The 25099-nt window shown below is 71.1% G+C and carries 22 protein-coding genes and 1 pseudogene; 18 read left to right on the top strand and 5 right to left on the bottom strand.

Annotated features, from left to right (window positions below):
- Window positions 1-25: 25 nt before the first annotated feature.
- Window positions 26-277: pseudogene (locus ACFWUY_RS14550) on the bottom strand (potassium channel family protein); the annotation flags it as partial.
- Between the two features lie 68 nt (window positions 278-345).
- On the opposite strand from ACFWUY_RS14550, the gene ACFWUY_RS14545 reads away from it, so the two are divergent.
- Complete coding sequence (locus tag ACFWUY_RS14545) at window positions 346-909, top strand: HIT family protein (protein ID WP_384107181.1); 564 nt, start codon at window positions 346-348, stop codon at window positions 907-909.
- A gap of 56 nt (window positions 910-965) precedes the next feature.
- Here the strand turns inward: ACFWUY_RS14545 and ACFWUY_RS14540 are convergent, their stop codons facing one another.
- Window positions 966-2624 carry a hypothetical protein gene (locus ACFWUY_RS14540; RefSeq protein ID WP_384107179.1) on the bottom strand — a complete coding sequence of 553 codons (1659 nt, stop codon included), beginning with the start codon at window positions 2622-2624 and terminating at the stop codon, window positions 966-968.
- Between the two features lie 176 nt (window positions 2625-2800).
- Window positions 2801-5008 (bottom strand): elongation factor G-like protein EF-G2, encoded by a 2208-nt coding sequence (locus ACFWUY_RS14535; protein WP_384107177.1) that lies wholly within the window; start codon window positions 5006-5008, stop codon window positions 2801-2803.
- 269 nt (window positions 5009-5277) lie between these two features.
- On the opposite strand from ACFWUY_RS14535, the gene pgsA reads away from it, so the two are divergent.
- The 15 genes from pgsA to ACFWUY_RS14460 all read left to right on the top strand — a co-directional run bounded on the left by pgsA (window position 5278) and on the right by ACFWUY_RS14460 (window position 20615).
- The gene (gene pgsA, locus ACFWUY_RS14530; protein ID WP_384107175.1) at window positions 5278-5940 is read left to right on the top strand and encodes a phosphatidylinositol phosphate synthase; all 663 of its coding nucleotides are present in this window, start codon (window positions 5278-5280) and stop codon (window positions 5938-5940) included.
- Window positions 5937-6923 (top strand): phosphatidylinositol mannoside acyltransferase, encoded by a 987-nt coding sequence (locus ACFWUY_RS14525; protein WP_384107173.1) that lies wholly within the window; start codon window positions 5937-5939, stop codon window positions 6921-6923. Before pgsA ends, ACFWUY_RS14525 begins: the two co-directional genes overlap by 4 nt.
- On the top strand, window positions 6920-8071 hold the full coding sequence (locus tag ACFWUY_RS14520) for a glycosyltransferase family 4 protein (protein WP_384107171.1): 1152 nt from the start codon (window positions 6920-6922) through the stop codon (window positions 8069-8071). Before ACFWUY_RS14525 ends, ACFWUY_RS14520 begins: the two co-directional genes overlap by 4 nt.
- 186 nt (window positions 8072-8257) lie before the next feature.
- Complete coding sequence (locus ACFWUY_RS14515; RefSeq protein WP_384107167.1) at window positions 8258-8800, top strand: hypothetical protein; 543 nt, start codon at window positions 8258-8260, stop codon at window positions 8798-8800.
- A 116-nt stretch (window positions 8801-8916) separates the two neighbouring features.
- On the top strand, window positions 8917-9831 hold the full coding sequence (gene pdxS / locus ACFWUY_RS14510; protein WP_384107165.1) for a pyridoxal 5'-phosphate synthase lyase subunit PdxS: 915 nt from the start codon (window positions 8917-8919) through the stop codon (window positions 9829-9831).
- Window positions 9832-9837: 6 nt separating this feature from the next.
- On the top strand, window positions 9838-10431 hold the full coding sequence (gene pdxT, locus ACFWUY_RS14505) for a pyridoxal 5'-phosphate synthase glutaminase subunit PdxT (RefSeq protein ID WP_384107163.1): 594 nt from the start codon (window positions 9838-9840) through the stop codon (window positions 10429-10431).
- A 62-nt stretch (window positions 10432-10493) separates the two neighbouring features.
- A complete protein-coding gene (locus ACFWUY_RS14500; protein ID WP_250768698.1) occupies window positions 10494-11246 on the top strand; it encodes a YebC/PmpR family DNA-binding transcriptional regulator in 753 nt (250 codons plus the stop codon).
- Between the two features lie 140 nt (window positions 11247-11386).
- Window positions 11387-11950, top strand: coding sequence for a crossover junction endodeoxyribonuclease RuvC (gene ruvC, locus ACFWUY_RS14495; RefSeq protein WP_384107160.1), 564 nt, complete (start codon window positions 11387-11389; stop codon window positions 11948-11950).
- Window positions 11947-12579: a Holliday junction branch migration protein RuvA gene (gene ruvA / locus ACFWUY_RS14490; RefSeq protein WP_384107158.1), complete on the top strand. Its 633-nt coding sequence runs from the start codon at window positions 11947-11949 to the stop codon at window positions 12577-12579. The genes ruvC and ruvA overlap by 4 nt, the downstream gene beginning before the upstream one ends.
- Before the next feature lie 65 nt (window positions 12580-12644).
- Window positions 12645-13724 carry a Holliday junction branch migration DNA helicase RuvB gene (gene ruvB / locus ACFWUY_RS14485; protein WP_384107407.1) on the top strand — a complete coding sequence of 360 codons (1080 nt, stop codon included), beginning with the start codon at window positions 12645-12647 and terminating at the stop codon, window positions 13722-13724.
- 165 nt (window positions 13725-13889) lie between these two features.
- Window positions 13890-14375, top strand: a complete 486-nt coding sequence (yajC, locus tag ACFWUY_RS14480; protein ID WP_384107156.1) for a preprotein translocase subunit YajC — start codon at window positions 13890-13892, stop codon at window positions 14373-14375.
- A gap of 144 nt (window positions 14376-14519) precedes the next feature.
- The gene (gene secD / locus ACFWUY_RS14475) at window positions 14520-16289 is read left to right on the top strand and encodes a protein translocase subunit SecD (protein WP_384107154.1); all 1770 of its coding nucleotides are present in this window, start codon (window positions 14520-14522) and stop codon (window positions 16287-16289) included.
- 1 nt (window position 16290) lies between these two features.
- Window positions 16291-17358, top strand: coding sequence for a protein translocase subunit SecF (secF, locus tag ACFWUY_RS14470; RefSeq protein WP_384107152.1), 1068 nt, complete (start codon window positions 16291-16293; stop codon window positions 17356-17358).
- Entirely contained in the window at window positions 17355-17906 is a 552-nt protein-coding gene (locus tag ACFWUY_RS14465) for an adenine phosphoribosyltransferase (RefSeq protein ID WP_384107150.1), read from the top strand. The genes secF and ACFWUY_RS14465 overlap by 4 nt, the downstream gene beginning before the upstream one ends.
- Window positions 17907-18134: 228 nt before the next feature.
- Window positions 18135-20615: a RelA/SpoT family protein gene (locus tag ACFWUY_RS14460; RefSeq protein WP_384107148.1), complete on the top strand. Its 2481-nt coding sequence runs from the start codon at window positions 18135-18137 to the stop codon at window positions 20613-20615.
- Window positions 20616-20682: 67 nt separating this feature from the next.
- Here ACFWUY_RS14460 and ACFWUY_RS14455 read toward each other — a convergent pair whose 3' ends face one another.
- Window positions 20683-21912 carry a DUF349 domain-containing protein gene (locus ACFWUY_RS14455; RefSeq protein ID WP_384107146.1) on the bottom strand — a complete coding sequence of 410 codons (1230 nt, stop codon included), beginning with the start codon at window positions 21910-21912 and terminating at the stop codon, window positions 20683-20685.
- A 200-nt stretch (window positions 21913-22112) separates the two neighbouring features.
- Window positions 22113-22916: a peptidylprolyl isomerase gene (locus ACFWUY_RS14450; protein ID WP_384107144.1), complete on the bottom strand. Its 804-nt coding sequence runs from the start codon at window positions 22914-22916 to the stop codon at window positions 22113-22115.
- Window positions 22917-23078: 162 nt separating this feature from the next.
- Here ACFWUY_RS14450 and ACFWUY_RS14445 point away from each other — a divergent pair, with 162 nt between their 5' ends.
- On the top strand, window positions 23079-23786 hold the full coding sequence (locus ACFWUY_RS14445) for an MBL fold metallo-hydrolase (RefSeq protein WP_384107142.1): 708 nt from the start codon (window positions 23079-23081) through the stop codon (window positions 23784-23786).
- A gap of 8 nt (window positions 23787-23794) precedes the next feature.
- Window positions 23795-25057, top strand: coding sequence for a histidine--tRNA ligase (gene hisS, locus ACFWUY_RS14440; RefSeq protein WP_384107140.1), 1263 nt, complete (start codon window positions 23795-23797; stop codon window positions 25055-25057).
- Window positions 25058-25099 lie beyond the last annotated feature (42 nt).

The raw sequence follows: 25099 nt of genomic DNA, 5'->3' as shown, positions 1-25099 counted from the left end.
CTCCCCTTCCCCCGGGACCGTCCCCCTTCTCGTCCTCCCGGGTGAACGCCTGGATCAGCCAGGACGAGAAGGAACCCGTCACCGCGCCCAGGAGCGCCAGACCGCAGGCCATCATGCCCACCGCCGTCAGCCTGCCGATCGGGGTCACCGGCGCCACGTCCCCGTACCCCACGGTCGCGAGCGTGGCGCAGGCCCACCACACCGCGTCGCCGAAGGTGCGGATCGTGGCACCGGGGGCGTCCACCTCGTACCGGTAGACGGTGAGCGCTCCCGCGAACATCGGATCAGCATGGCCGCTGCATGGATCCTCCGCCCCGGCGACACGTTCCGAACGGGCGACGCAATATGCTGCACAGCATGACGACTGAGCCGGAGCAGCAGATCGGAGTGGGGACGCGGGACGCGTTCCAGCGCCTCTGGACGCCTCATCGGATGGCGTACATCCAGGGCGAGAACAAGCCGACCGGACCGGGCGCCGACGACGGTTGTCCGTTCTGCTCGATTCCGGCGAAGTCGGACGAGGACGGTCTGGTGATCGCGCGCGGCAACAGTGTCTACGCGGTCCTCAACCTGTACCCGTACAACGGAGGGCACCTCATGGTCGTCCCCTACCGTCACGTCGCCGACTACACGGATCTGGACCCGGCGGAGACGGCGGAGCTCGCCGACCTCACCAAGCGCGCGATGGTCGCGCTGCGGGCGGCCTCCGGCGCGCACGGCTTCAACATCGGCATGAACCAGGGCGCCGTCGCCGGCGCCGGCATCGCCGCCCACCTGCACCAGCACGTGGTGCCGCGCTGGGGCGGGGACACCAACTTCATGCCGGTCGTCGGTCACACCAAGGTGCTGCCGCAGCTTCTCGCCGACACGCGGAAGATGCTGGCCGACGCCTGGCCGGCCGCGATCTGATCCCGATCCGTACGCCCACACCCGCGTCCGTACGGACACGGGGGCGGGCACACGGGTCAGGCGTCGTAGACGTCGGCCTTCTTCGGGCCCGGTTCCTGGACGGCGCCGCCGAGGACCAGCGAGCGGTTCGTGAAGCGCTCGGTGTCCACGCCGTGGTCGTCGAGCATCTTGATGGTCGCGGTGTGGACCGCCCGCAGCACCGGCGTCGCCATGCGGATGGCGTCGTCGGCCATGAAGCGGTTCTTCCAGGGCGGCCCGGCCCAGATGTGCCGCAGTCCGAAGGGCTCGGGCAGGACGAGCTTGCCGCCGAGGAAGTCCAGGAGCGGCGGGTACCAGGTGAGCGGCGCGCGGACCGCCAGCCGGACGACCTCGTCGGTCGTCATCAGCGGCTGCTTGATCTCCTTGGTCTCCCAGAAGCGGACCGTCTTGGAGACCTCCTTGGTCTTCGCCTTCGGCTTCGTCGTGAAGAGGCCGTGCACGGGACCGAGGGCGTGCCCGGTGACCTCGATCCGGAGGGTGTGGAGGAGGGACGTCACCGTGACCATCATGGTGAGGACCAGGTTCCCGTCCCAGAGCGTGAACTGCACGCCGAGGTAGTGACGGTTGCCGGCGCCGAACTGCTGGTCGTTGCAGATGCGCTGTATCTCGTGCGGCTTGACCTGGTAGTGCACGATGCTGTCGCCCTCGGGGCGGGTGACCTCGTCGGCGCCCTCCCCGACCGGGGAGACGATCCAGTGCTTGACGGTCGGCTTGGGGAACCCGGTCTTCATCGAGCCGCGCTCCAGCAGGGTCAGCTGGTCGTGGATCTTGCGGACGACGTCCCAGGCGCGGAAGTCGTGGATCTCGCGGCCGGGCTGGGGGACGAGCTCCTCGGCGAGCGTCCAGCTGCCCCAGCGGGTGCCGAGGCCGAGGACGCCCTTCGCGCCCGCGTAGAACACGATGTTGGACTGCTGCTCGGCGGAGAGCTTCTCCAGGTTCTGCCGGAGCTCCTCCGCGGTCTTCTCGCTCGGGTCCCGGGGCGCGGCCTCGGGGATCTTGGCGCCGACGCCGCCGCCGCTGAGCAGGGCCGTCCAGCGCTCGCGGAGGTCGACGGCGGTGGTCTCGCAGACGCGGCGGGCGAGGAACCACCCCACCACCGGGGCCACGATCATGGCGCGCAGGTAGTTCGGCAGGATCCCGTCGAAGGGCAGCTTGAGCAGGAAGAGCGCGGCGAGGAACCCGACCGCGACGAGGAGCGCGGTGCCGATGGCGCTGGTGCTCTTCTTGTCGGAGCCCGCGGCCATCCGGCGGAGCTGGAAGACCCCGAGCCAGAGCAGCAGACCGGGCAGGAAGAGCACCCCGCAGACGAGGGTGACCAGGGTCAGCCTGATGTCGCGCTGCCTGCGGATGCGGGAGGCGGCGAGGCAGTGCTCGACGACCGGCTGCGGCTCCGCGCCGAAGGACTGGATGAGGGCCTTGCGGGCGCCGCCGAGCATGCGGACCTGGACCGCGCGGGAGAACGCCTCACCGAGGTCGGGGTGGAAGAGCTTGTGCCACTTCCCCTCCTTGACCGTCGACTTGTAGAGCTCGTTGTCGGCTTCCTTGATGGTGTCCAGGGGGCTGTCCCGGTACGCGGCGGAGGCGAGCGCGTTCGTCGCCCCCGCCCCGCCACCGGAACCCTGGAGGGGAATCTGTGCCCCGGGTCCGAAACCGTCGATCGCCACTGCCGCCCCCATCGCGTGCGAGTACCTGTGCGGGCTGTTCCCAACTGCCGCGCCCCGCACACCTTCTGAGCTGGGCACCACAGCGTAACCGGGTGCCGCCTGATGCGTCACCGGAGTGCGGAGGGTCGGCCGAATGCCGCCCGCCCCGTCGTGGCGGAGCGGGCGGCATTCGGCCGACATCCCGTCAATCAGGAACCCTTTTCGGCCTGTTCGCGCATCTTCTCGGCAAGGTGCGGGGGCATCGGCTCGTGCCGGGCGTACGTGCGGTCGAACCGGCCGGTGCCGTGCGACACGGACCGCAGGTCGATCGCGTACCGCCCGATCTCGATCTCCGGCACCTCGGCCCGGACCACGGTCCGCCCGGGGCCGGCCTGGTCGGTGCCGACGACCCGGCCGCGCCGCCCCGACAGGTCGCTCATCACGGGGCCGACGTACTCGTCCGGTACGAGGACCTGGACCTCGGCGACCGGTTCCAGGAGGTGGATGGCGGCATCGGCGGCCGCCTCGCGCAGCGCGAGCGCCCCGGCCGTCTGGAAGGCGGCGTCGGAGGAGTCCACGGAGTGGGCCTTGCCGTCCCGCAGGGTGATCCGGATGTCGACGAGCGGATAGCCGGCGGCGACGCCCCGCGCGGCCTGGGCCCGTACCCCCTTCTCCACGGAGGGGATGAACTGGCGGGGGACCGCTCCGCCGACCACCTTGTCGACGAACTCGATGCCGCCGCCCGGCGGGAGCGGCTCCACCTCGATCTCGCAGATGGCGTACTGGCCGTGGCCGCCGGACTGTTTGACGTGCCGGCCCCGGCCCGTCGAGGCGCCGCCGAAGGTCTCGCGCAGCGGCACCTTGTACGGCACGGCGTCGACCCGCACCCCGTACCGGCCCCTGAGGCGTTCGAGGACGACGTCCTGGTGGGCCTCGCCCAGGCACCACAGCACCACCTGCCGGGTGTCCTGGTTCTGTTCGAGGCGCAGGGTCGGGTCCTCGGCGACCAGCCGGGCGAGGCCCTGCGACAGCCGGTCCTCGTCGGCCTTGCTGTGGGCCTCGATCGCGAGCGGGAGCAGGGGCTCGGGCATGCTCCAGGGCTCGATCAGGAGCGGATCGTCCTTCGCGGAGATCGTGTCGCCGGTCTCCGCCCGGCCGAGCCGGGCCACACAGGCGAGGTCCCCGGCGATGCAGTGCGCCAGGGGCCGCTGCTGCTTCCCGAAGGGCGAGGTGAGCCCGCCGACCCGCTCGTCCACGTCGTGGTCCTCGTGGCCCCGGTCCGCCAGGCCGTGACCGGAGACGTGGACGGTCTCGTCGGGGCGCAGGGTGCCGGAGAAGACCCGGACGAGGGAGACCCGGCCCACGTAGGGGTCGGCGGCGGTCTTGACGACCTCGGCGACCAGGGGGCCCTCGGGGTCGCAGCTGATCGGGGACCGGGACCGGCCGTCGGGGGTGGTGACGGCGGGCGGCTCGTGCTCGAGGGGGGAGGGGAAGCCGCCGGTGATCAGTTCCAGGAGTTCGAGGGTGCCGAGGCCCTGCGTACCGCCGTCGGCGGCGGGGGCGGCCGCGAGCACCGGGTGGAAGGTGCCACGGGCGACGGCCTTCTCCAGGTCGTCGACGAGCGTCTTCACGTCGATCCGCTCACCGCCGAGGTAGCGGTCCATGAGGGTCTCGTCCTCGCTCTCGGCGATGATCCCCTCGATCAGCCGGGCGCGGGCCTCCGCGATGAGCTCCCGCCGGCTCTCGTCGGGCGGGAGCTCCCGCCGTACCCCCGTGGAGTAGTCGAGGATCCGCTCCGAGAGCAGGCCGACCAGACCGGTGGCGGGTGCGTGCCCGTCGGGGCCCTCGTCGCCGAGCACCGGCAGGTAGAGCGGGAGGACGGCGTCGGGATCGTCACGGCCGAAGAGCGAGGCGCAGACGGCGGTGAGCTCGTCGAAGTCGGTGCGGGCCGTGTCGAGATGGGTGACGACGATGGCGCGGGGCATGCCGACGGCCGCGCACTCCTCCCAGATCATCCGGGTGGAGGCGGCGACGGCGTCGGCCTCCTGGGCGGCCGAGACGACGAAGAGGGCCGCGTCCGCCGCGCGCAGACCGGCCCTCAGCTCCCCGACGAAGTCGGCGTACCCGGGGGTGTCGAGGAGGTTGATCTTGTACCCGTCCCAGCCGACCGGGACGAGGGAGAGCTGTACGGAGCGGTGCTGGCGGTGCTCGATCTCGTCGTAGTCGGAGACGGTGGCGCCGTCCTCGACCCGGCCCGCCCGGTTGAGCGCCCCGGCGGTCTGCGCGAGGGCCTCCACGAGGGTCGTCTTGCCGGATCCGCTGTGGCCGACCAGCACCACGTTCCGTACGGCCGCGGGCCGGTCGGCCGTCAGAGCCCTGCCGGCGGCCCCGGCGGACGTGTTCGCCTTGTCACCCATGATGTGTTCCTCCCGGCTGCTCGCACGGTGCGGCGGCACGCGGGCGCGGGGGAGTGGTGTGTCGCGGTACGGCTCCTGCGGTGCCCGCGGTGGTCCTTCGAGCTTTGCACCGACGCGGGGACGCGTCCATACGTCGTACCCGGAGCGGGTCCCCGGGAGGGCGCCGACGCGGCGGGGCGGGTGCCGCCGGTACGCCGGGGCGCTCGTGGCTACGATGGGTGAGCCGGTGGTCATAGGGGCCGCGCGGCCCACCGAACCTCGGGAAGGCCATGCTGAACAAGTACGCGCGTGCATTCTTCACGCGTGTCCTCACACCGTTCGCCGCGTTTCTGCTCCGCCGGGGCGTCAGCCCCGACGCGGTCACGCTCATCGGCACGGCGGGAGTGATGGCCGGTGCGCTGGTCTTCTTCCCCCGCGGAGAATTCTTCTGGGGCACCATCGTCATCACCCTCTTCGTCTTCTCCGACCTGGTCGACGGCAACATGGCCCGGCAGGCGGGGATCTCCAGCCGCTGGGGGGCCTTCCTCGACTCGACGCTCGACCGGGTCGCCGACGGCGCGATCTTCGGCGGCTTCGCGCTCTGGTACGCGGGTACGGGCGACGACAACGTGCTGTGCGCGGTGGCGATCTTCTGCCTGGCGAGCGGGCAGGTCGTCTCGTACACCAAGGCGCGAGGCGAATCGATTGGCCTGCCCGTCGCCGTCAACGGTCTGGTCGAGCGCGCCGAACGACTGGTGATCTCGCTGGTCGCCGCGGGCCTCGCAGGCCTGCACGCGTTCGGGGTGCCCGGGGTCGAGGTCCTGCTCCCGATCGCCCTGTGGATCGTGGCCGTCGGCAGCGCCGTCACCCTGGGGCAGCGGGTCGTGACCGTACGGCGTGAATCGGCCGAGGCGGACGCCGCCGCGGCCGGGGGGAGTGGGGCGACGACGTGAGCGTGCTGAAGGACCGACTGAGCGACGGGTTGTACGGCGCCGGCTGGGCGACCGTCAAGAAGCTCCCCGAACCGGTGGCCACGGGCCTCGGCCGGCGGATCGCCGACTTCACGTGGAAGCGGCGCGGCAAGAGCGTCCTGCGCCTCGAGGCCAACCTCGCGCGCGTGGTGCCCGACGCCACGCCCGAGCGGCTCGCCGAGCTGTCGAAGGCCGGCATGCGCTCGTACATGCGGTACTGGATGGAGTCGTTCAGGCTGCCGACCTGGGACGAGGAGCGGGTCGGGCGCGATGTCGACATCAGGGACACCCACCATCTGCACGAAGGCCTGGCCGCCGGGCGCGGGGTCGTCGTCGCCCTGCCGCACCTGGCCAACTGGGACCTGGCCGGTGTGTGGGTGACCCGCACCCTCGGCGTGCCCTTCACGACGGTCGCCGAACGGCTCAAGCCGGAGACGCTCTACGACCGCTTCGTCGCCTACCGCGAGTCCCTCGGCATGGAGGTCCTCCCGCACACCGGGGGCTCCGCCTTCGGCACGCTCGCCCGGCGGCTGCGGGCGGGCGGCCTGGTCTGCCTGGTCGCCGACCGCGATCTGTCGGCCTCCGGCACCGAGGTCACCTTCTTCGGCGACACGGCGCGGATGCCCGCGGGCCCCGCGATCCTCGCCCAGCAGACGGGGGCGCTGCTGCTGCCGGCGACGCTCTGGTACGACGAGACCTCGGTCATGAGGGGACGGATCCACCCGCCCGTCGACGTACCCGAGTCGGGTACGCGGGCCGAGAAGGCGTCCGTGATGACACAGGCGCTGGCGGACGCCTTCGCCACCGGCATCGCGGACCACCCGGAGGACTGGCACATGCTGCAACGACTGTGGCTCGCGGACCTGGAGGAACGCCCGGAGCGACCCGCGGCGGGCGACGGGACGCGGGACGGGAAGCGGCCCGGGGCGCGGGACATGGAGCGGGGCGGGGAGCGCGGCGCGTGAAGATCGGGATCGTCTGCCCGTACTCCTGGGACGTGCCGGGCGGCGTCCAGTTCCACATCCGCGACCTCGCCGAGCAGCTGATCCGGCTCGGCCACGAGGTCTCCGTCCTCGCCCCCGCCGACGACGAGACCCCGCTGCCGCCGTACGTGGTCTCCGCCGGCCGGGCCGTCCCCGTGTCGTACAACGGCTCGGTGGCACGGCTCAGCTTCGGCTTCCTGTCCGCCGCGCGGGTGCGGCGCTGGCTGCACGACGGCACCTTCGACGTCGTCCACATCCACGAGCCGACCTCGCCGTCCCTGGGCCTGCTCACCTGCTGGGCGGCGCAGGGGCCGATCGTGGCCACCTTCCACACCTCGAACCCGCGCTCGCGCGCCATGATCGCCGCGTATCCGATCCTCCAGCCCGCGCTGGAGAAGATCAGCGCCCGCATCGCGGTCAGCGAGTACGCGCGGCGCACGCTGGTCGAGCACCTCGGCGGTGACGCCGTCGTCATCCCCAACGGGGTCGACGTGGACTTCTTCGCGCGCGCCGAGCCGAAGAAGGAGTGGCAGGGCGAGACCCTCGGCTTCATCGGCCGGATCGACGAGCCGAGGAAGGGCCTGCCGGTCCTCATGCGGGCCCTGCCCAGGATCCTCACCGAACGCCCCGGGGCGCGGCTCCTCGTCGCCGGGCGCGGGGACGAGGAGGAGGCGGTGGCGTCGCTGCCGCGCGAACTCCGCTCCCGGGTGGAGTTCCTCGGCATGATCAGCGACGAGGACAAGGCGCGGCTGCTGCGCAGCGTCGACGTGTACGTGGCGCCCAACACAGGCGGCGAGAGCTTCGGCATCATCCTCGTCGAGGCGCTGTCGGCCGGTGCGCCGGTCCTCGCCTCCGACCTGGACGCCTTCGCCCAGGTCCTCGACCAGGGGTCGGCGGGGGAGCTCTTCACCAACGAGGACGCGGACGCGCTCGCGGACGCGGCGGTCCGGCTCCTGGGCGACGAGGAGCGCCGCGCGGGACTGAGCGCGCGGGGCTCGGCGCATGTACGCCGCTTCGACTGGACGACGGTCGGCGCGGACATCCTGGCGGTGTACGAGACGGTGACGGACGGGGCGGCGGCGGTGGACACGGACGAACGCGTCGGCCTACGGGCCCGCCTGGGCCTGTAGACCCCGGCAGGCCCCCGCGGACCAGGGGCCCACGACGGGGCGCCAGGCATACGGCTTCGCGGTCGGGTTCGGCACCCCGTACCGCCCTCCGGTCGGGCCGGAGGCCCGTCCCGACCGTGTCCTGTTCGCCCATGACCGCGACCTTTGGGAAGGCGCGCCGCCACCGCCCCGGTAGCCTGTGCGCCCGTGACCGAAACCCTGATCTGGACCGTCGTCGCGCTGATTCTCATCGGCGTCTATCTCAGCTGGACCGCCGGCCGGCTCGACCGCCTGCACTCCCGTATCGACGCCGCCCGCGCGGCCCTGGACGCGCAACTGCTGCGCCGGGCCTCGGTCACCCAGGAGCTGGCCACCTCCGGTGTTCTCGATCCGGCCGCCTCGATCGTGCTGTACGAGGCCGCGCACGCCGCCCGGCAGGCCGAGGAGGATCACCGGGAGGTCGCCGAGAGCGAGCTCAGTCAGGCTCTGCGGGCCGTGTTCGGCGAGCCCGAGCAGGTGGAGGTCGTCCGGGAGGCCCCCGGTGGCGTGGAGGCCGCGGAGGAGCTCGCGCAGGCCGTCCGCCGGGTGCCGATGGCCCGCCGCTTCCACAACGACGCCGTACGCGCCGCCCGTGCCCTGCGCCGCCACCGGAAGGTCCGCTGGTTCCGGCTCGCGGGCCACGCGCCCTTCCCGCTGGCCTTCGAAATGGACGATGAGCCGCCGGTGGCTCTTGCCGATCGTCCTACCTGACACTCCGTAACCTGCGAAAACGATCCACCGGGTCCACATTGGCCCTTGCTGTGGACCGCAGGTGGACTGTTTCCTCACTGGTGTCGTCAATCGCTCTTGTCACGAGTGAGGTACTTGTGTCCACCACGCCTTCCCCCTCCCCCCAGTCCCCCGAGACCGGCACCGCCCGTGTGAAGCGCGGCATGGCCGAGCAGCTCAAGGGCGGCGTGATCATGGACGTGGTCAACGCCGAGCAGGCGAAGATCGCCGAGGACGCCGGCGCCGTGGCCGTCATGGCCCTGGAGCGCGTCCCCGCGGACATCCGCAAGGACGGCGGCGTGGCCCGCATGTCCGACCCGAACATGATCGAAGAGATCATCGGCGCGGTGTCCATCCCGGTCATGGCCAAGTCCCGCATCGGCCACTTCGTCGAGGCCCAGGTCCTGCAGTCCCTCGGTGTCGACTACATCGACGAGTCCGAGGTCCTCACCCCGGCCGACGAGGTCAACCACTCCGACAAGTGGGCCTTCACGACCCCCTTCGTCTGTGGTGCCACCAACCTGGGCGAGGCCCTGCGCCGCATCGCCGAGGGCGCGGCCATGATCCGCTCCAAGGGCGAGGCCGGCACCGGCAACGTCGTCGAGGCCGTCCGCCACCTGCGTCAGATCAAGAACGAGATCGCCCGGCTGCGCGGCTTCGACAACAACGAGCTGTTCGCCGCCGCCAAGGACCTGCGGGCCCCGTACGAGCTCGTCAAGGAGGTCGCCGAGCTCGGCAAGCTCCCGGTCGTGCTGTTCTCCGCCGGTGGCGTCGCCACCCCGGCCGACGCCGCGCTCATGCGTCAGCTCGGCGCCGAGGGCGTCTTCGTCGGCTCCGGCATCTTCAAGTCGGGCGACCCGGCCAAGCGCGCCGCCGCCATCGTGAAGGCCACCACCTTCTACGACGACCCGAAGGTCATCGCGGACGCCTCCCGCAACCTGGGCGAGGCCATGGTCGGCATCAACTGCGACACCCTCCCCGAGTCCGAGCGCTACGCCAACCGGGGCTGGTAAGCACCGATGAGCAGCACTCCCGTGATTGGTGTCCTGGCTCTCCAGGGCGACGTACGGGAGCACCTGATCGCCCTGGCCGCGGCGGACGCCGTGGCCAGGCCGGTGAGGCGCCCCGAGGAACTGGCCGAGGTCGACGGCCTGGTCATCCCCGGTGGTGAGTCCACCACCATCTCCAAGCTGGCCGAGCTCTTCGGCCTGATGGAGCCGCTGCGCGAGCGCATCGCCGCGGGGATGCCGGTCTACGGCACCTGTGCCGGTCTGATCATGCTCGCGGAGAAGATCCTCGACCCGCGTTCGGGTCAGGAGACCTTCGGCGGCATCGACATGATCGTCCGCCGCAACGCCTTCGGACGGCAGAACGAGTCCTTCGAGGCCGGCGTCACCGTCGCGGGCATCGAGGACGGACCCGTCGAGGGCGTCTTCATCCGCGCCCCCTGGGTGGAGTCCGTCGGCGCCGAGGTCGAGATCCTCGCCGAGCACGGGGGCCATGTCGTCGCCGTACGGCAGGGCCGGGCCCTCGCGACCTCGTTCCACCCCGAACTCACCGGGGACCACCGCATCCACGCCCTGTTCGTCGACATGGTGCGCGCGGTGCGCTGATCCGATCCCGGTAGGATCTCTGGGGTTCGTTCAGTAATGGGTTACGCGAAGGAGACAGGCAGATGTCCGGCCACTCTAAATGGGCTACGACGAAGCACAAGAAGGCCGTGATCGATGCCAAGCGCGGCAAGCTCTTCGCGAAGCTGATCAAGAACATCGAGGTCGCGGCCCGTACGGGCGGCGCCGACCTGGACGGTAACCCGACGCTGTTCGACGCCGTCCAGAAGGCGAAGAAGCAGTCGGTCCCGAACAAGAACATCGACTCCGCGCTCAAGCGCGGTGCGGGTCTCGAGGCCGGCGGCGCCGACTACGCCACGATCATGTACGAGGGCTACGGCCCGAACGGTGTCGCGGTGCTCATCGAGTGCCTCACCGACAACCGCAACCGCGCCGCCTCCGACGTGCGCGTGGCCATGACCCGCAACGGCGGTTCCATGGCCGACCCGGGCTCGGTCTCGTACCTGTTCAACCGCAAGGGCGTCGTCGTGCTCCCCAAGGGCGAGCTGTCCGAGGACGACGTCCTGGAGACGGTGCTCGAGGCCGGCGCCGAGGAGGTCAACGACCTCGGTGAGTCCTTCGAGATCATCAGCGAGGCCACCGACCTGGTCGCGGTTCGTACCGCCCTCCAGGAGGCCGGCATCGACTACGACTCCGCCGAGTCCAGCTTCGTCCCGACCATGCAGGTCGAGCTCGACGAAGAGGGCGCGCGCAAGATGTTCAAGCTGATCGACGCGCTGGAGGACAGCGACGACGTGCAGAACGTCTTCGCCAACTTCGACGTCAGCGACGAGGTCATGGCGAAGGTCGACGCCTGATCGAGCGGCGGCTCCACAGCCGTTCCACAGCGGGCCGACGGGGACACCTCCCGTCGGCCCGCTGTCGTTCGTGCGACGTTGTCAGTGGCAGGGGATAGCCTGCACAAACAGTTGAGCGACAGCGGGCCGGGAGGAGCACAGTGCGCGTTCTCGGGGTGGACCCGGGGCTGACCCGGTGCGGCGTCGGCGTCGTCGAGGGAGTCGCCGGACGGCCCCTGACCATGCTCGGCGTGGGAGTGGTGCGGACGGCCGCGGACGACGACATCGGCGTGCGCCTTGTCGGCATCGAGCGCGGCATCGAGGAGTGGCTCGACCGTTTCTCGCCCGAACTCGTCGCGGTGGAGCGGGTGTTCAGCCAGCACAACGTGCGTACGGTGATGGGCACGGCACAGGCGAGCGCCGTCGCCATGCTCTGCGCCTCGCGCCGCGGCATCCCCGTCGCCCTGCACACCCCCAGCGAGGTCAAGGCCGCCGTCACCGGCAGCGGACGCGCCGACAAGGCGCAGGTCGGCGCCATGGTGACCCGGCTGCTCCGGCTCTCCGCCCCGCCCAAGCCGGCCGACGCCGCCGACGCCCTCGCCCTCGCCATCTGTCACATCTGGCGGGCCCCCGCCCAGAACCGCCTCCAACAGGCCGTCGCCCAGAACCGTCTCCAGCAGGCGGTCGCCCGGCAGACGCCCGCAGTGAAAGGCCGAATCCGATGATCGCCTTCGTCAGCGGCCCGGTCGCCGCCCTCGCCCCCACCACGGCCGTCATCGAGGTCGGCGGCGTGGGCATGGCCGTCCAGTGCACCCCGGGAACGCTCGCGGGACTGCGGATCGGGCAGGACGCCCGGCTCGCCACCTCCCTCGTCGTCCGCGAGGACTCCCTCACCCTGTACGGCTTCGCCGACGACGACGAGCGGCAGGTCTTCGAGCTCCTCCAGACCGCCAGCGGCGTCGGCCCCCGCCTCGCGCAGGCCATGCTCGGGGTGCACAGCCCCGACGCGCTCCGCCTCGCCGTGTCCACCGGAGACGAGAAGGCCCTCATGGCCGTCCCCGGCATCGGCAAGAAGGGCGCCCAGAAACTCCTCCTCGAACTGAAGGACAAGCTGGGCGCCCCCCTCGGCAGCAGCGGCCTGGTCGGCGCCCAGCGCGCCGGGGCCGCCGGCCCGGCGCCCTGGACGGAGCAGCTGTCCGCCGCGCTCATCGGCCTCGGCTACGCGTCCCGGGAGGCGGAGGAGGCGGTCGCCGCGGTGGCCCCGCAGGCCGAGGCGGCCATCGCCTCCGGTGCCTCGGCCCCGGTCCCGCAGCTTCTGCGCGCGGCCCTGCAGACGCTGAACCGAGCGCGCTGACCAAGACCGCCGCGCGGGGCCACCCGTCGCCGGCGCACCACCGTATGAACGAGAAGGCAGACACCGTGAACTGGGACGACGAGACGGCACCGACCGCCGAGGAACGGATCGTCGGCGCCTCCGCCGAGGGCGACGACCAGGCCGTCGAGGCGGCCCTGCGCCCCAAGGACCTCGACGAGTTCGTCGGCCAGGAGAAGGTGCGCCAGCAGCTCGATCTGGTCCTCAAGGCCGCCCGCCAGCGTGGCGCCACCGCCGACCACGTGCTGCTCTCCGGCGCCCCCGGCCTCGGCAAGACCACCCTCTCGATGATCATCGCCGCCGAGATGAACGCGCCGATCCGCATCACCTCGGGCCCCGCCATCCAGCACGCCGGAGACCTCGCGGCGATCCTCTCCTCCCTCCAGGAGGGCGAGATCCTCTTCCTCGACGAGATCCACCGCATGTCCCGGCCCGCCGAGGAGATGCTCTACATGGCGATGGAGGACTTCCGCGTCGACGTCATCGTCGGCAAGGGCCCCGGCGCCACCGCCATCCCCCTGGAACTCCCGCCCTTCACCCTCGTCGGCGCCACCACCAGGGCCGGACTCCTGCCGCCCCCGCTGCGCGACCGCTTCGGTTTCACCGGCCACATGGAGTTCTACGACCCGGGCGAGCTCCAGCGGGTGATCCACCGCTCCGCCGGACTCCTCGACGTCGAGATCGACCCGGCCGGCGCCGCCGAGATCGCCGGCCGCTCCCGCGGCACCCCCCGTATCGCCAACCGCCTGCTGCGCCGCGTCCGGGACTACGCGCAGGTCAGGGCCGACGGAGTCATCACCCGTGAGATCTCCGAGGCGGCCCTCAGCGTGTACGAGGTCGACGGCCGCGGCCTCGACCGGCTCGACCGCGCCGTCCTGGAGGCCCTGCTGAAGCTCTTCGGCGGCGGACCGGTCGGTCTCTCCACCCTCGCGGTCGCCGTGGGGGAGGAGCGGGAGACCGTCGAGGAGGTCGCCGAACCCTTCCTCGTACGCGAAGGTCTGCTGGCGCGCACACCCCGTGGCAGGGTCGCCACTCCCGCGGCCTGGGCGCACCTCGGACTGGTTCCGCCGCAGGCAGCGGGCCCGGGAGGGACAGGAAGCGGACAACAGGGGCTCTTCGGGGCGTGACGGTGTCGACACTCGCCCGGACAGGAACCGGGGTGCGATGCTGGACGTTGTTCCATCGATGCGGACTCGCCTAGACTCCGCCGATGCCGCCCTTTCTGGTCGGCGCGCCCACCCCCGAAGATCAGGCCGCGGGTTCTCCGCGACCGTGCGAAGGAAACCCGTCCCGTGAGCATCGTGACCCTCCTCCCCTTCATCGTCCTCATCGGGGCCATGTTCCTGATGACCCGCTCCGCCAAGAAGAAGCAGCAGGCGGCGGCGCAGATGCGTGACGAGATGCAGCCCGGTACCGGCGTGCGCACGATCGGGGGGATGTACGCCACCGTCAAGGAGATCGGTGACGAGACCGTTCTCCTCGAAGTCGCGCCCGGCGTGCACGCCGTCTACGCGAAGAACGCGATCGGCGCGGTCCTCCAGGACTCCGAGTACAACCGCATCGTCCACGGTGACGACGAGGAGTCGGACTCCGACGCCGTCGTCCCGGACGACGCCTCGTCGCTGACCGGGGCCACCGAGGCCACGGAGAGCACGGAGACCACCGACACGGACGACGCGGCGCCCAAGGCCGACCTGTCCAAGAAGTCGGACACGGCCGAGGCCGCCACCGAGGGCCAGAAGGACGGCAAGACCGACGGCGAGACCGACGCGAAGTAGTCGCGGCCGGGGACACCGCGCACGCCCACCGGCGCGCGCGGTCCTCGGAACGGTTCCACGTCTGCGGGGGCAGGTCCCCACACATACTTCGTGGCCGTCTCACGCATACCCGGCGGGAGACGGTTGGACAGGGAGATACGACAGGTGGCAGCACCGAAGAAGGGCCGAAGGCCGGCGGGGGGACAGAGCCGGCCGGGCCGCGCCCTGGCACTCATCCTGATCGCCATGGTCGCGCTCACCGGCGGCATGTTCTGGTCGGGGCACACCACCCCGCGCCTGGGCATCGACCTCGCCGGCGGTACGTCGATCACGCTCAAGGCCAAGGCTGAGCCCGGCCAGGAGTCGGCGGTCAACGAGACCAACATGAACACGGCGGTCGGCATCATCGAGCGCCGTGTCAACGGTCTGGGTGTCTCCGAGGCCGAGGTCCAGACGCAGGGCCGCGAGAACATCATCGTCAACATCCCTCGCGGGACGAACGAGAAGCAGGCCCGAGAGCAGGTCGGCACCACCGCCCAGCTCTACTTCCGGCCCGTTCTCGCGGTGTCGAACGGCGCGCCCCAGCCGGCGCCGACGGCCAGCTCCTCCGGCTCCCCGTCGGCCTCGCCGAAGCCGTCCTCCTCCGCCTCCGGCGCGACGGTGGGCGAGAAGCCGGCGACCCCGACGGCCACCGCCTCCACGCAGGGCCGTGCGCTCACCGAGGCCCTCAAGGCCCCGAGCCCCACGCCCACCGGAAGCGCCTCGGCCTCGTCCTCCGCGACGCCGAAGGCCACGGGCACCCCCACGGCGACCCCGAAGCCCGACGCGGCCCAGGCGGCGCTGGAGCAGAAGTTCGCCACCCTGAACTGCCTCGACCCCAAGCAGCGCACCGCCGCGGGCCAGGGCGTCAAGCCCACCGAGCCGACCGTCGCCTGTGGCGAGGACGAGCCCGGCGTGTGGTCGAAGTACCTGCTCGGCCCGGCCGAGGTCGACGGCAAGGACGTCGACGACGCCAAGGGCGCCCTCGACCCGCAGCGCGGCATGTGGATCGTGAACATGGACTTCACGGACGCGGGCTCGAAGAAGTTCCAGGCGATCACCAGCAAGCTGTCGGCCCAGGCCGACCCGCAGAACCGCTTCGCGATCGTCCTGGACGGCGAGGTCGTCTCGGCGCCCTCGGTGCGCCAGACGCTGAGCGCCAGCGCCGAGATCTCCGGCAACTTCAACCAGCAGTCCGCCCAGGACCTCGGCAACATCCTGTCGTACGGTGCCCTGCCCCTGACGTTCGAGACGCAGAGCGTCGACACCGTCACCGCCGCCCTCGGCGGTGACCAGCTGGAGGCCGGTCTGATCGCCGGCGCCATCGGGCTCGGTCTGGTCATCATCTACCTGGTCGCGTACTACCGAGGCCTGTCGCTGGTCGCCATCCTCAGCCTCGGCGTCTCCGCGCTCCTCACCTACGTGATCATGTCCCTGCTCGGCCCGGCCATCGGCTTCGCGCTGAACCTGCCGGCCGTCTGTGGCGCCATCGTCGCCATCGGCATCACCGCGGACTCGTTCATCGTCTACTTCGAGCGCATCCGCGACGAACTCCGCGAGGGCCGCACGCTCCGCCCGGCCGTCGAGCGCGCCTGGCCGCGTGCCCGCCGCACCATCATGGTCTCCGACTTCGTGTCGTTCCTGGCCGCGGCCGTGCTCTTCATCGTCACCGTCGGCAAGGTCCAGGGCTTCGCGTTCACGCTCGGTCTGACCACCCTGCTCGACATCGTGGTGGTGTTCCTCTTCACCAAGCCGGTCATGACGCTCCTCGCGCGGACCAAGTTCTTCGGCGACGGCCACGCCTGGTCCGGCCTGGACCCGAAGCGGCTCGGCGCCAAGCCGCCGCTGCGCCGCACCCGCCGTGCCCACGCCCCCGTCGACACGAAGGAGGCGTGAGATGTCGAAGCTCGGCGATCTCGGCGCCCGGCTCCACCGCGGTGAGGTCGGTTACGACTTCATCGGCAACCGCAAGATCTGGTATGGCCTGTCCATCCTGATCACCATCACCGCCATCGTCGCCCTGGCCGTCCGCGGCCTCAACATGGGCATCGAGTTCCAGGGCGGCGCCGTCTTCACCACCCCGAAGTCGGACGTCTCCGTCAGCCAGGCCCAGGAGTACGCGGAAGAGGCCTCCGGCCACGACGCGATCGTCCAGCAGCTCGGCAACGGCTCCCTGCGCATCCAGGTCGGCGGCCTCGACACCGCGCAGTCCGACCAGGTCCGCACGGAGCTCGCCAAGGACCTGAACGTCCCCGAGGACAAGATCGCGGCGGAGCTCGTCGGTCCCAGCTGGGGTGAGCAGATCGCCAACAAGGCCTGGACCGGCCTGGGGATCTTCATGATCCTCGTGGTGATCTATCTGGCCATCGCCTTCGAGTGGAGAATGGCGGTCGCGGCACTCATCGCCCTCATCCACGACCTCACGATCACCGTGGGCATCTACTCGCTGGTGGGCTTCGAGGTCACGGTCGGTACGGTGATCGGTCTGCTGACCATTCTCGGATATTCGCTGTACGACACGGTCGTCGTCTTCGACTCCCTCAAGGAGCAGACGAAGGAGATCACGAAGCAGACCCGCTTCACGTACAGCGAGATGGCGAACCGCTCGATCAACGGCACCCTGGTCCGTTCGGTCAACACCACCGTCGTCGCGCTGCTGCCGGTCGCCGGCCTGCTCTTCATCGGTGGTGGCGTCCTCGGCGCCGGCATGCTCAACGACATCTCGCTGTCGCTGTTCGTCGGCCTCGCCGCCGGTGCGTACTCCTCGATCTTCATCGCCACCCCGCTCGTCGCCGACCTCAAGGAGCGCGAGCCGGCGATCAAGGCCCTCAGGAAGCGCATCGTCGCCAAGCGGGCCGCCGCGGCCGCGAAGGGCGAGTCGCCGGACGAGTCGTACGCCGACGACGCGCAGACCGCCGTCGCGGGCCCGCGGTCGAGCCGTCGCGCCCAGGAGCACCGAGGATGACCGCCGAGGTCCAGGACGTCACCGCACTCCTGCTCAGCCGCATCCGCGACGTTCCCGACTATCCGAAGCCGGGCGTGCTGTTCAAGGACATCACGCCGCTGCTCGCGGACCCGGAGGCGTTCACGGCGCTCACCGACGCCCTCGCCGCGCTGTGCTCCGCGCACGGCGCGACGAAGGTCGTCGGCCTCGAGGCACGCGGCTTCATCCTGGCCGCCCCGGTGGCCGTCCGCGCGGGCCTGGGCTTCATCCCGGTCCGCAAGGCGGGCAAGCTCCCCGGGGCGACGCTCCGCCAGGCGTACGAGCTGGAGTACGGCACCGCCGAGATCGAGGTGCACGCCGAGGACCTGGCGCCGGGCGACCGCGTCATGGTCATCGACGACGTCCTCGCCACCGGCGGCACGGCCGAGGCCTCCATCGAGCTCATCCGCCGCGCCGGCGCCGATGTGGCGGGCGTCGCGGTCCTGATGGAGCTGGGCTTCCTCCCGGGCCGCAGCCGCCTGGAGCCGGCCCTGGACGGCGCTCCGCTCACGGCGCTGATCCAGGTCTGATCACCTCGCACCGCAGGGGCGCCCCGGGACCACCCGGGGCGCCCCCGCCTTTTTCCGGAGTACCCCGTCCGGGGCCCCGGGACGCGGTCCGTACCGTGCCGCGCCGTCCGTCCACACGGCGCGTGCGCATCGCGACTCCCGGCTCGATACCATGGGCTTTCCGGGCCTGACCGGGGGACCCGGTACCTCCCCCAGACCCCGTCCGGGGGTACCCCCAGAGGAGCGCTCTTGCCAGACGAGGCCCAGCCACTCTCCGCCGCGCAGCCCGACCCGAAGGCCGACAAGGCCGCGCCGGGGACCGGCACGCCCCAGAACAAGCCGGCGGAGACCGGGCCCGCGCCTGCCCCGCCCGCGCAGCCGGCCCCCGAGGCTCCGGTGCCCGCCCGGCCCGTCCCGGCCGCGCCCGCCCGCTCGGGCGGCTCGTCCAACCGCGTCCGTGCCCGCCTCGCCCGGCTCGGCGTCCAGCGTTCCTCCCCGTACAACCCGGTGCTCGAACCGCTGCTGCGGATCGTCCGCTCCAACGACCCCAAGATCGAGACGGCGACGCTCCGCCAGATCGAGCGGGCCTACCAGGTCGCCGAGCGCTGGCACCGCGGCCAGAAGCGCAAGAGCGGCGACCCGTACATCACGCACCCGCTCGCCGTCACCACCATCCTCGCCGAACTCGGCATGGACCCGGCGACCCTGATGGCCGGGCTCCTGCACGACACCGTCGAGGACACCGAGTACGGCCTCGACACCCTGCGCCGGGACTTCGGCGACCAGGTCGCGCTCCTCGTCGACGGCGTCACCAAGCTCGACAAGGTCAAGTTCGGCGAGGCCGCCCAGGCCGAGACCGTCCGCAAGATGGTCGTCGCCATGGCCAAGGACCCGCGCGTCCTGGTCATCAAGCTCGCCGACCGCCTGCACAACATGCGCACCATGCGCTACCTCAAGCGGGAGAAGCAGGAGAAGAAGGCCCGCGAGACCCTGGAGATCTACGCTCCGCTGGCGCACCGGCTGGGCATGAACACCATCAAGTGGGAGCTGGAGGACCTCGCCTTCGCGATCCTCTACCCCAAGATGTACGACGAGATCGTCCGGCTCGTCGCGGAGCGCGCCCCCAAGCGGGACGAGTACCTCGCCATAGTGACCGACGAGGTCCAGGCGGACCTGCGCGCCGCCCGCATCAAGGCGACCGTCACCGGCCGCCCCAAGCACTACTACAGCGTCTACCAGAAGATGATCGTCCGCGGCCGTGACTTCGCGGAGATCTACGACCTGGTGGGCATCCGTGTCCTCGTCGACACGGTGCGGGACTGCTACGCCGCCCTCGGCACCATCCACGCGCGATGGAACCCGGTCCCCGGCCGGTTCAAGGACTACATCGCGATGCCGAAGTTCAACATGTACCAGTCGCTGCACACGACGGTCATCGGACCCAACGGCAAGCCCGTCGAGCTCCAGATCCGCACCTTCGACATGCACCGGCGCGCCGAGTACGGCATCGCCGCCCACTGGAAGTACAAGCAGGAGGCCGTCGCCGGCGCCTCCAAGGTGCGCGCCGACGTGCCGAAGAAGGCCGGCAAGGACGACCACCTCAACGACATGGCGTGGCTGCGCCAGCTCCTCGACTGGCAGAAGGAGACCGAGGACCCCAGCGAGTTCCTGGAGTCCCTGCGCTTCGACCTCTCCCGCAACGAGGTCTTCGTCTTCACGCCCAAGGGCGACGTCATCGCGCTCCCCGCGGGCGCCACCCCCGTCGACTTCTCCTACGCCGTCCACACCGAGGTCGGTCACCGCACCATAGGCGCGCGGGTCAACGGGCGGCTCGTCCCGCTCGAATCGACCCTCGACAACGGCGACCTGGTCGAGGTCTTCACCTCCAAGGCCGCGGGCGCCGGGCCGTCCCGGGACTGGCTGGGCTTCGTCAAGTCCCCGCGCGCCCGCAACAAGATCCGCGCCTGGTTCTCCAAGGAGCGCCGGGACGAGGCCATCGAGCAGGGCAAGGACGCCATCGCGCGGGCCATGCGCAAGCAGAACCTGCCGATCCAGCGGATCCTGACCGGCGACTCGCTCGTCACCCTCGCCCACGAGCTGCGCTACAGCGACATCTCCTCGCTGTACGCGGCGATCGGCGAGGGCCATGTCACCGCCCAGTCCATCGTGCAGAAGCTGGTCCAGGCGCTCGGCGGCGAGGAGGCCGCCACCGAGGACGTCGACGAGGCCACCATGCCGACGCGCGGCCGCTCCAAGCGCCGCTCCAGCGCCGATCCCGGCGTCGTCGTCAAGGGCGTCGAGGACGTCTGGGTGAAGCTGGCCCGCTGCTGCACCCCCGTACCCGGCGACCCGATCATCGGCTTCGTCACCCGCGGCAGTGGCGTATCGGTTCACCGCAGCGACTGCGTCAACGTGGAGTCGCTCTCCCGGGAGCCGGAGCGGATCCTGGAGGTCGAGTGGGCCCCGACCCAGTCCTCGGTCTTCCTCGTCGCCATCCAGGTCGAGGCGCTCGACCGGTCCCGGCTGCTCTCGGACGTCACCCGGGTCCTCTCGGACCAGCACGTCAACATCCTCTCGGCGGCCGTGCAGACCTCCCGCGACCGGGTGGCCACCTCGCGCTTCACCTTCGAGATGGGCGACCCGAAGCACCTGGGCCACGTCCTGAAGGCCGTACGGGGCGTGGAGGGCGTCTACGACGTGTACCGCGTGACCTCGGCCCGCAGGCCGTGACAGCGCGTACGAGGAAGGCCCCCCGGCAGCGAGCCGGGGGGCCTTCCTCGTAGGGTCACGGCTCCGATCAGCCGCCGAACTCCTCCAGACCCTTCAGAGCCTGGTCGAGCAGGGCCTGACGCCCCTCCAGCTCGCGGGCGAGCTTGTCGGCCTTGGCGTCGTTGCCGGCGGCGCGGGCCGCGTCGACCTGCTTGCGCAGCTTCTCGACCGCGTCCTGGAGCTGACCGGTCAGACCCGCGGCACGCGCGCGCGCCTCCGGGTTCGTGCGGCGCCACTCGGCCTCCTCGGCCTCCTGGATCGCCCGCTCCACCGTGTGCATCCGGCCCTCGACCTTGGGACGGGCGTCACGCGGAACGTGGCCGATGGCCTCCCACCGCTCGTTGAGGGAACGGAAGGCCGCGCGCGCCGCCTTCAGGTCCGTCACCGGCACCAGCTTCTCGGCCTCGGTCGCGAGCTCCTCCTTCAGCTTGAGGTTCTCGGTCTGCTCCGCGTCCCGCTCGGCGAAGACCTCGCCCCGCGCCGCGAAGAAGACGTCCTGGGCGCCGCGGAAGCGGTTCCACAGATCGTCCTCGTGCTCGCGCTGGGCGCGGCCGGCCGCCTTCCACTCCGTCATCAGGTCGCGGTAGCGGGCCGCCGTGGTGCCCCAGTCGGTGGAGTTCGACAGCGACTCCGCCTCGGCGACCAGGCGCTCCTTGGCCTTGCGGGCGTCCTCACGCTGGGCGTCCAGCGAGGCGAAGTGCGCCTTGCGGCGCTTCGAGAACGCCGAGCGGGCGTGCGAGAAGCGGTGCCACAGCTCGTCGTCGGACTTGCGGTCGAGCCGGGGGAGGCCCTTCCAGGTGTCCACGAGCGCCCGCAGCCGCTCGCCCGCGGAACGCCACTGCTCGCTCTGGGCCAGCTCCTCGGCCTCCGTGACGAGCTTCTCCTTGGCGGCGCGCGCCTCGTCGGTCTGCTTCGCCTTCTGGGCCTTCCGCTCCTCGCGGCGCGAGTCGACGGTCTCCACGAGCTTGTCGAGACGGGTCGCGAGCGCGGCCAGGTCACCGACGGCGTGGTGCTCGTCGATCTGCTGCCGGATGTGCTCGATCGCCGCGGTGGCGTCCTTCGCCGAGAGGTCGGTGGTCCTCACCCGCTTCTCGAGGAGGCCGATCTCGACAACCAAGCCCTCGTACTTGCGCTCGAAGTAGGCCAGGGCCTCCTCAGGGGTGCCGGCCTGCCACGATCCGACGACCTTCTCGCCCTCGGCCGTCCGCACGTACACGGTGCCCGTCTCGTCGACGCGGCCCCACGGGTCGCTGCTCACAGCGCCTCCTCACCATGATGCCGTCGCGGGGTCGTACCCCCCGGGCATCGTCCACAGTTTCCCGGCGGGCCTCGCCCGCCTTCCGCAGCGCGGCCGACGGCCCAACGCTGCACAACGCCAATCTAGGCGAACCGCGGCCCGGCTGTCCGCACTCAGCGCGACCGAGATTCGACGGTCACGCGCGCGTGCGGACGTCCGGCTCACTTCTTCGCGACGGTCGCCTTCTCGATGGTGACGGCCTTCTTCGGGGCGCCGTCCGTGGCACCGCCCGTGACACCGGCCTCGGCGACCTTCTCGACCGCCTTCAGACCGGCCGCGTCGATCTTCCCGAACGGGGTGTAGGTCGGCGGCAGCTTGGTGTCCTTGTACACGAGGAAGAACTGCGAGCCGCCCGTCCCCGGCTGCCCGGTGTTGGCCATGGCCACGGTGCCGGCAGGGAAGGTCACCGTGCCGTCCGCGCCCGCCTTGCCGAGGGCGTCCAGGTTCTCGTCCGGGATGTTGTAGCCGGGGCCGCCGGTGCCGTCGCCCTTGGGGTCACCGCACTGGAGCACGAAGATGCCCTGAGTGGTGAGCCGGTGGCACTTGGTCCCGTCGAAGTACTTCTTGTCGGCGAGGTGCTTGAAGGAGTTCACCGTACGCGGGGTCTTGGCCGCGTCCATGGTGATCGTGACGTCGCCCTCGTTGGTCTTCAGAGCCATGGTGTACGTGGCCTTCGCGTCCACGGACAGCTTCGGCTCGGAGCTCGCCGACTCGCTTCCCGAGGGCGTGGGCGCGGAGCTGGTCGGCGTGTCGCCCACCGCGCTGTCCGAGCCCTTCGGGGAGCCGTCGTCCGTCAGCGCCACGGACGCGTACACGGCGCCTCCGGCCGCGAGGACCACCGCGAGGGCGGCCGCGACGACGGTGTTGCGGCGCTTCGCCTTGCGCCGGTTCTCCTCCCGCCGCTGCTGCTGCCGCGCGTACTTCTCCCTGGCAAGCTGCCGCCGCCGCTGATCGCTGGTGACCACCGGTTCCGCTCCTGTCGCTCGTCTGTTCCCGTCCTGGCCGGATGTGCCCGTACCGTATACGGGTTGGCTGTGGAACCGGCACCGCCGGTAGGCTCTGATCTGCTGAATCCCGTCATTCTCGTGATTCCGCGCCCCGTGCCGGACGACAACCAAGGACGAAACGTGCTGATTGCCGGGTTCCCCGCCGGGGCCTGGGGGACCAACTGCTATCTGGTCGCCCCCGCCGCAGGCGAGGAGTGCGTGATCATCGACCCGGGCCACCAGGCCGCTCAGGGAGTCGAGGAGACGCTGAAGAAGCATCGGCTCAAGCCCGTCGCCGTCGTCCTCACCCATGGACACATCGACCACGTCGCCTCCGTCGTCCCGGTGTGCGGCGCCCATGACGTCCCCGCGTGGATCCACCCGTCCGACCGCTACATGATGAGCGACCCGGAGAAGGCCCTCGGCCGCTCCATCGGGATGCCCCTCATGGGCGAGCTGACCGTGGGCGAACCCGACGACGTGCGAGAACTCACCGACGGCGCCGAGCTGAAGCTCGCCGGTATGGAGTTCTCCGTCGCCCACGCGCCCGGTCATACCAAGGGGTCGGTGACCTTCAGGATGCCGGAGACCACGGAGATCCCCTCCGTGTTCTTCTCCGGGGACCTGCTGTTCGCCGGCTCCATCGGACGCACCGACCTTCCCGGCGGTGACATGGACGAGATGCTCGCTTCGCTGGCCCGTGTGTGCCTGCCGCTGGACAACTCGACCGTGGTGCTGTCGGGACACGGTCCCCAGACGACCATCGGCCAGGAGCGCGCCACCAACCCCTATCTGCGGGACGTGGCCTCCGGCCTTGGGAGCGCGAAGGCTCCCCGACGAGGAATGTGACGACTCACGTGAGCACCTTCAAGGCCCCCAAGGGCACGTACGACCTGATCCCGCCGCGCTCCGCCACCTTCCTGGCGGTGCGCGAGGCGATCTCCACCCCGCTGAAGAACTCGGGTTACGGGTACGTCGAGACGCCCGGTTTCGAGGACGTCAGGCTCTTCTCGCGCGGTGTCGGCGAGTCCACCGACATCGTGAGCAAGGAGATGTACACCCTCACCACGAAGGGCAACGACGAGCTCGCCCTTCGCCCCGAGGGCACCGCCTCCGTCCTGCGGGCGGCCCTTGAGGCCAACCTGCACAAGCAGGGAAACCTGCCCGTCAAGCTCTGGTACTCCGGTTCGTACTACCGGTACGAGCGGGCCCAGGCGGGCCGCTACCGCCACTTCTCGCAGGTCGGCGCCGAGGCGATCGGCTCGGAGGACCCGGCGCTCGACGCCGAGCTGATCATCCTCGCCGACCAGGCGTACCGCTCCCTCGGCCTGCGGAACTTCCGCATCCTGCTGAACTCGCTCGGCGACAAGGAGTGCCGTCCCGTCTACCGGGAGGCCCTCCAGAGCTTCCTGGGCGGTCTCGACCTCGACGAGGACACCCGCCGCCGGGCCGAGATCAACCCGCTGCGCGTCCTCGACGACAAGCGCGAGGCCGTGCAGAAGCAGCTGGTCGGCGCGCCGCTCCTGCGCGACTACCTGTGCGACGCGTGCAAGGCGTACCACGAGGAGGTGCGCGCCCTGATCACCGCGGCGGGCGTCGTCTTCGAGGACGACGCCAAGCTGGTGCGCGGCCTCGACTACTACACCCGTACGACCTTCGAGTTCGTCCACGGTGGTCTCGGCTCGCAGTCTGCGGTCGGCGGCGGCGGACGCTACGACGGCCTCTCCGAGATGATCGGCGGCCCCGCGCTGCCGTCCGTGGGCTGGGCCCTCGGTGTGGACCGCACGGTCCTCGCCCTGGAGGCGGAGGGCATTCGGCTCGACCTCCCCGCCACCACCAGCGTCTTCGCGGTGGCCATCGGCGAGGAGGCGCGCCGCCTCCTGTTCGGCAAGGTCACCGAGCTGCGCAGGGCGGGCGTCGCCGCGGACTTCTCCTTCGGCGGCAAGGGCCTCAAGGGCGCCATGAAGGACGCCAACCGCTCGGGAGCCCGTCTCGCCGTCGTCGCCGGCGAGCGCGACCTCGCCGAGGGCGTCGTCCAGCTCAAGGACATGGAGTCCGGCGAGCAGCAGGCGGTCCCCGTCGACGGTCTCCTGGACGCGGTACGGGCCAAGCTGGCCTGACGGACGACGGAAGGGGCCCCGGCCACACGCGCGCGTGTGGCC

Origin of the sequence: Streptomyces sp. NPDC058664, assembly GCF_042716635.1 — a bacterium.
In the GTDB taxonomy this organism is placed as follows: domain Bacteria; phylum Actinomycetota; class Actinomycetes; order Streptomycetales; family Streptomycetaceae; genus Streptomyces.
The sequence above is the reverse complement of the archived record's forward strand: the minus strand, read 5'-3'. Positions and strand labels throughout refer to the sequence as shown.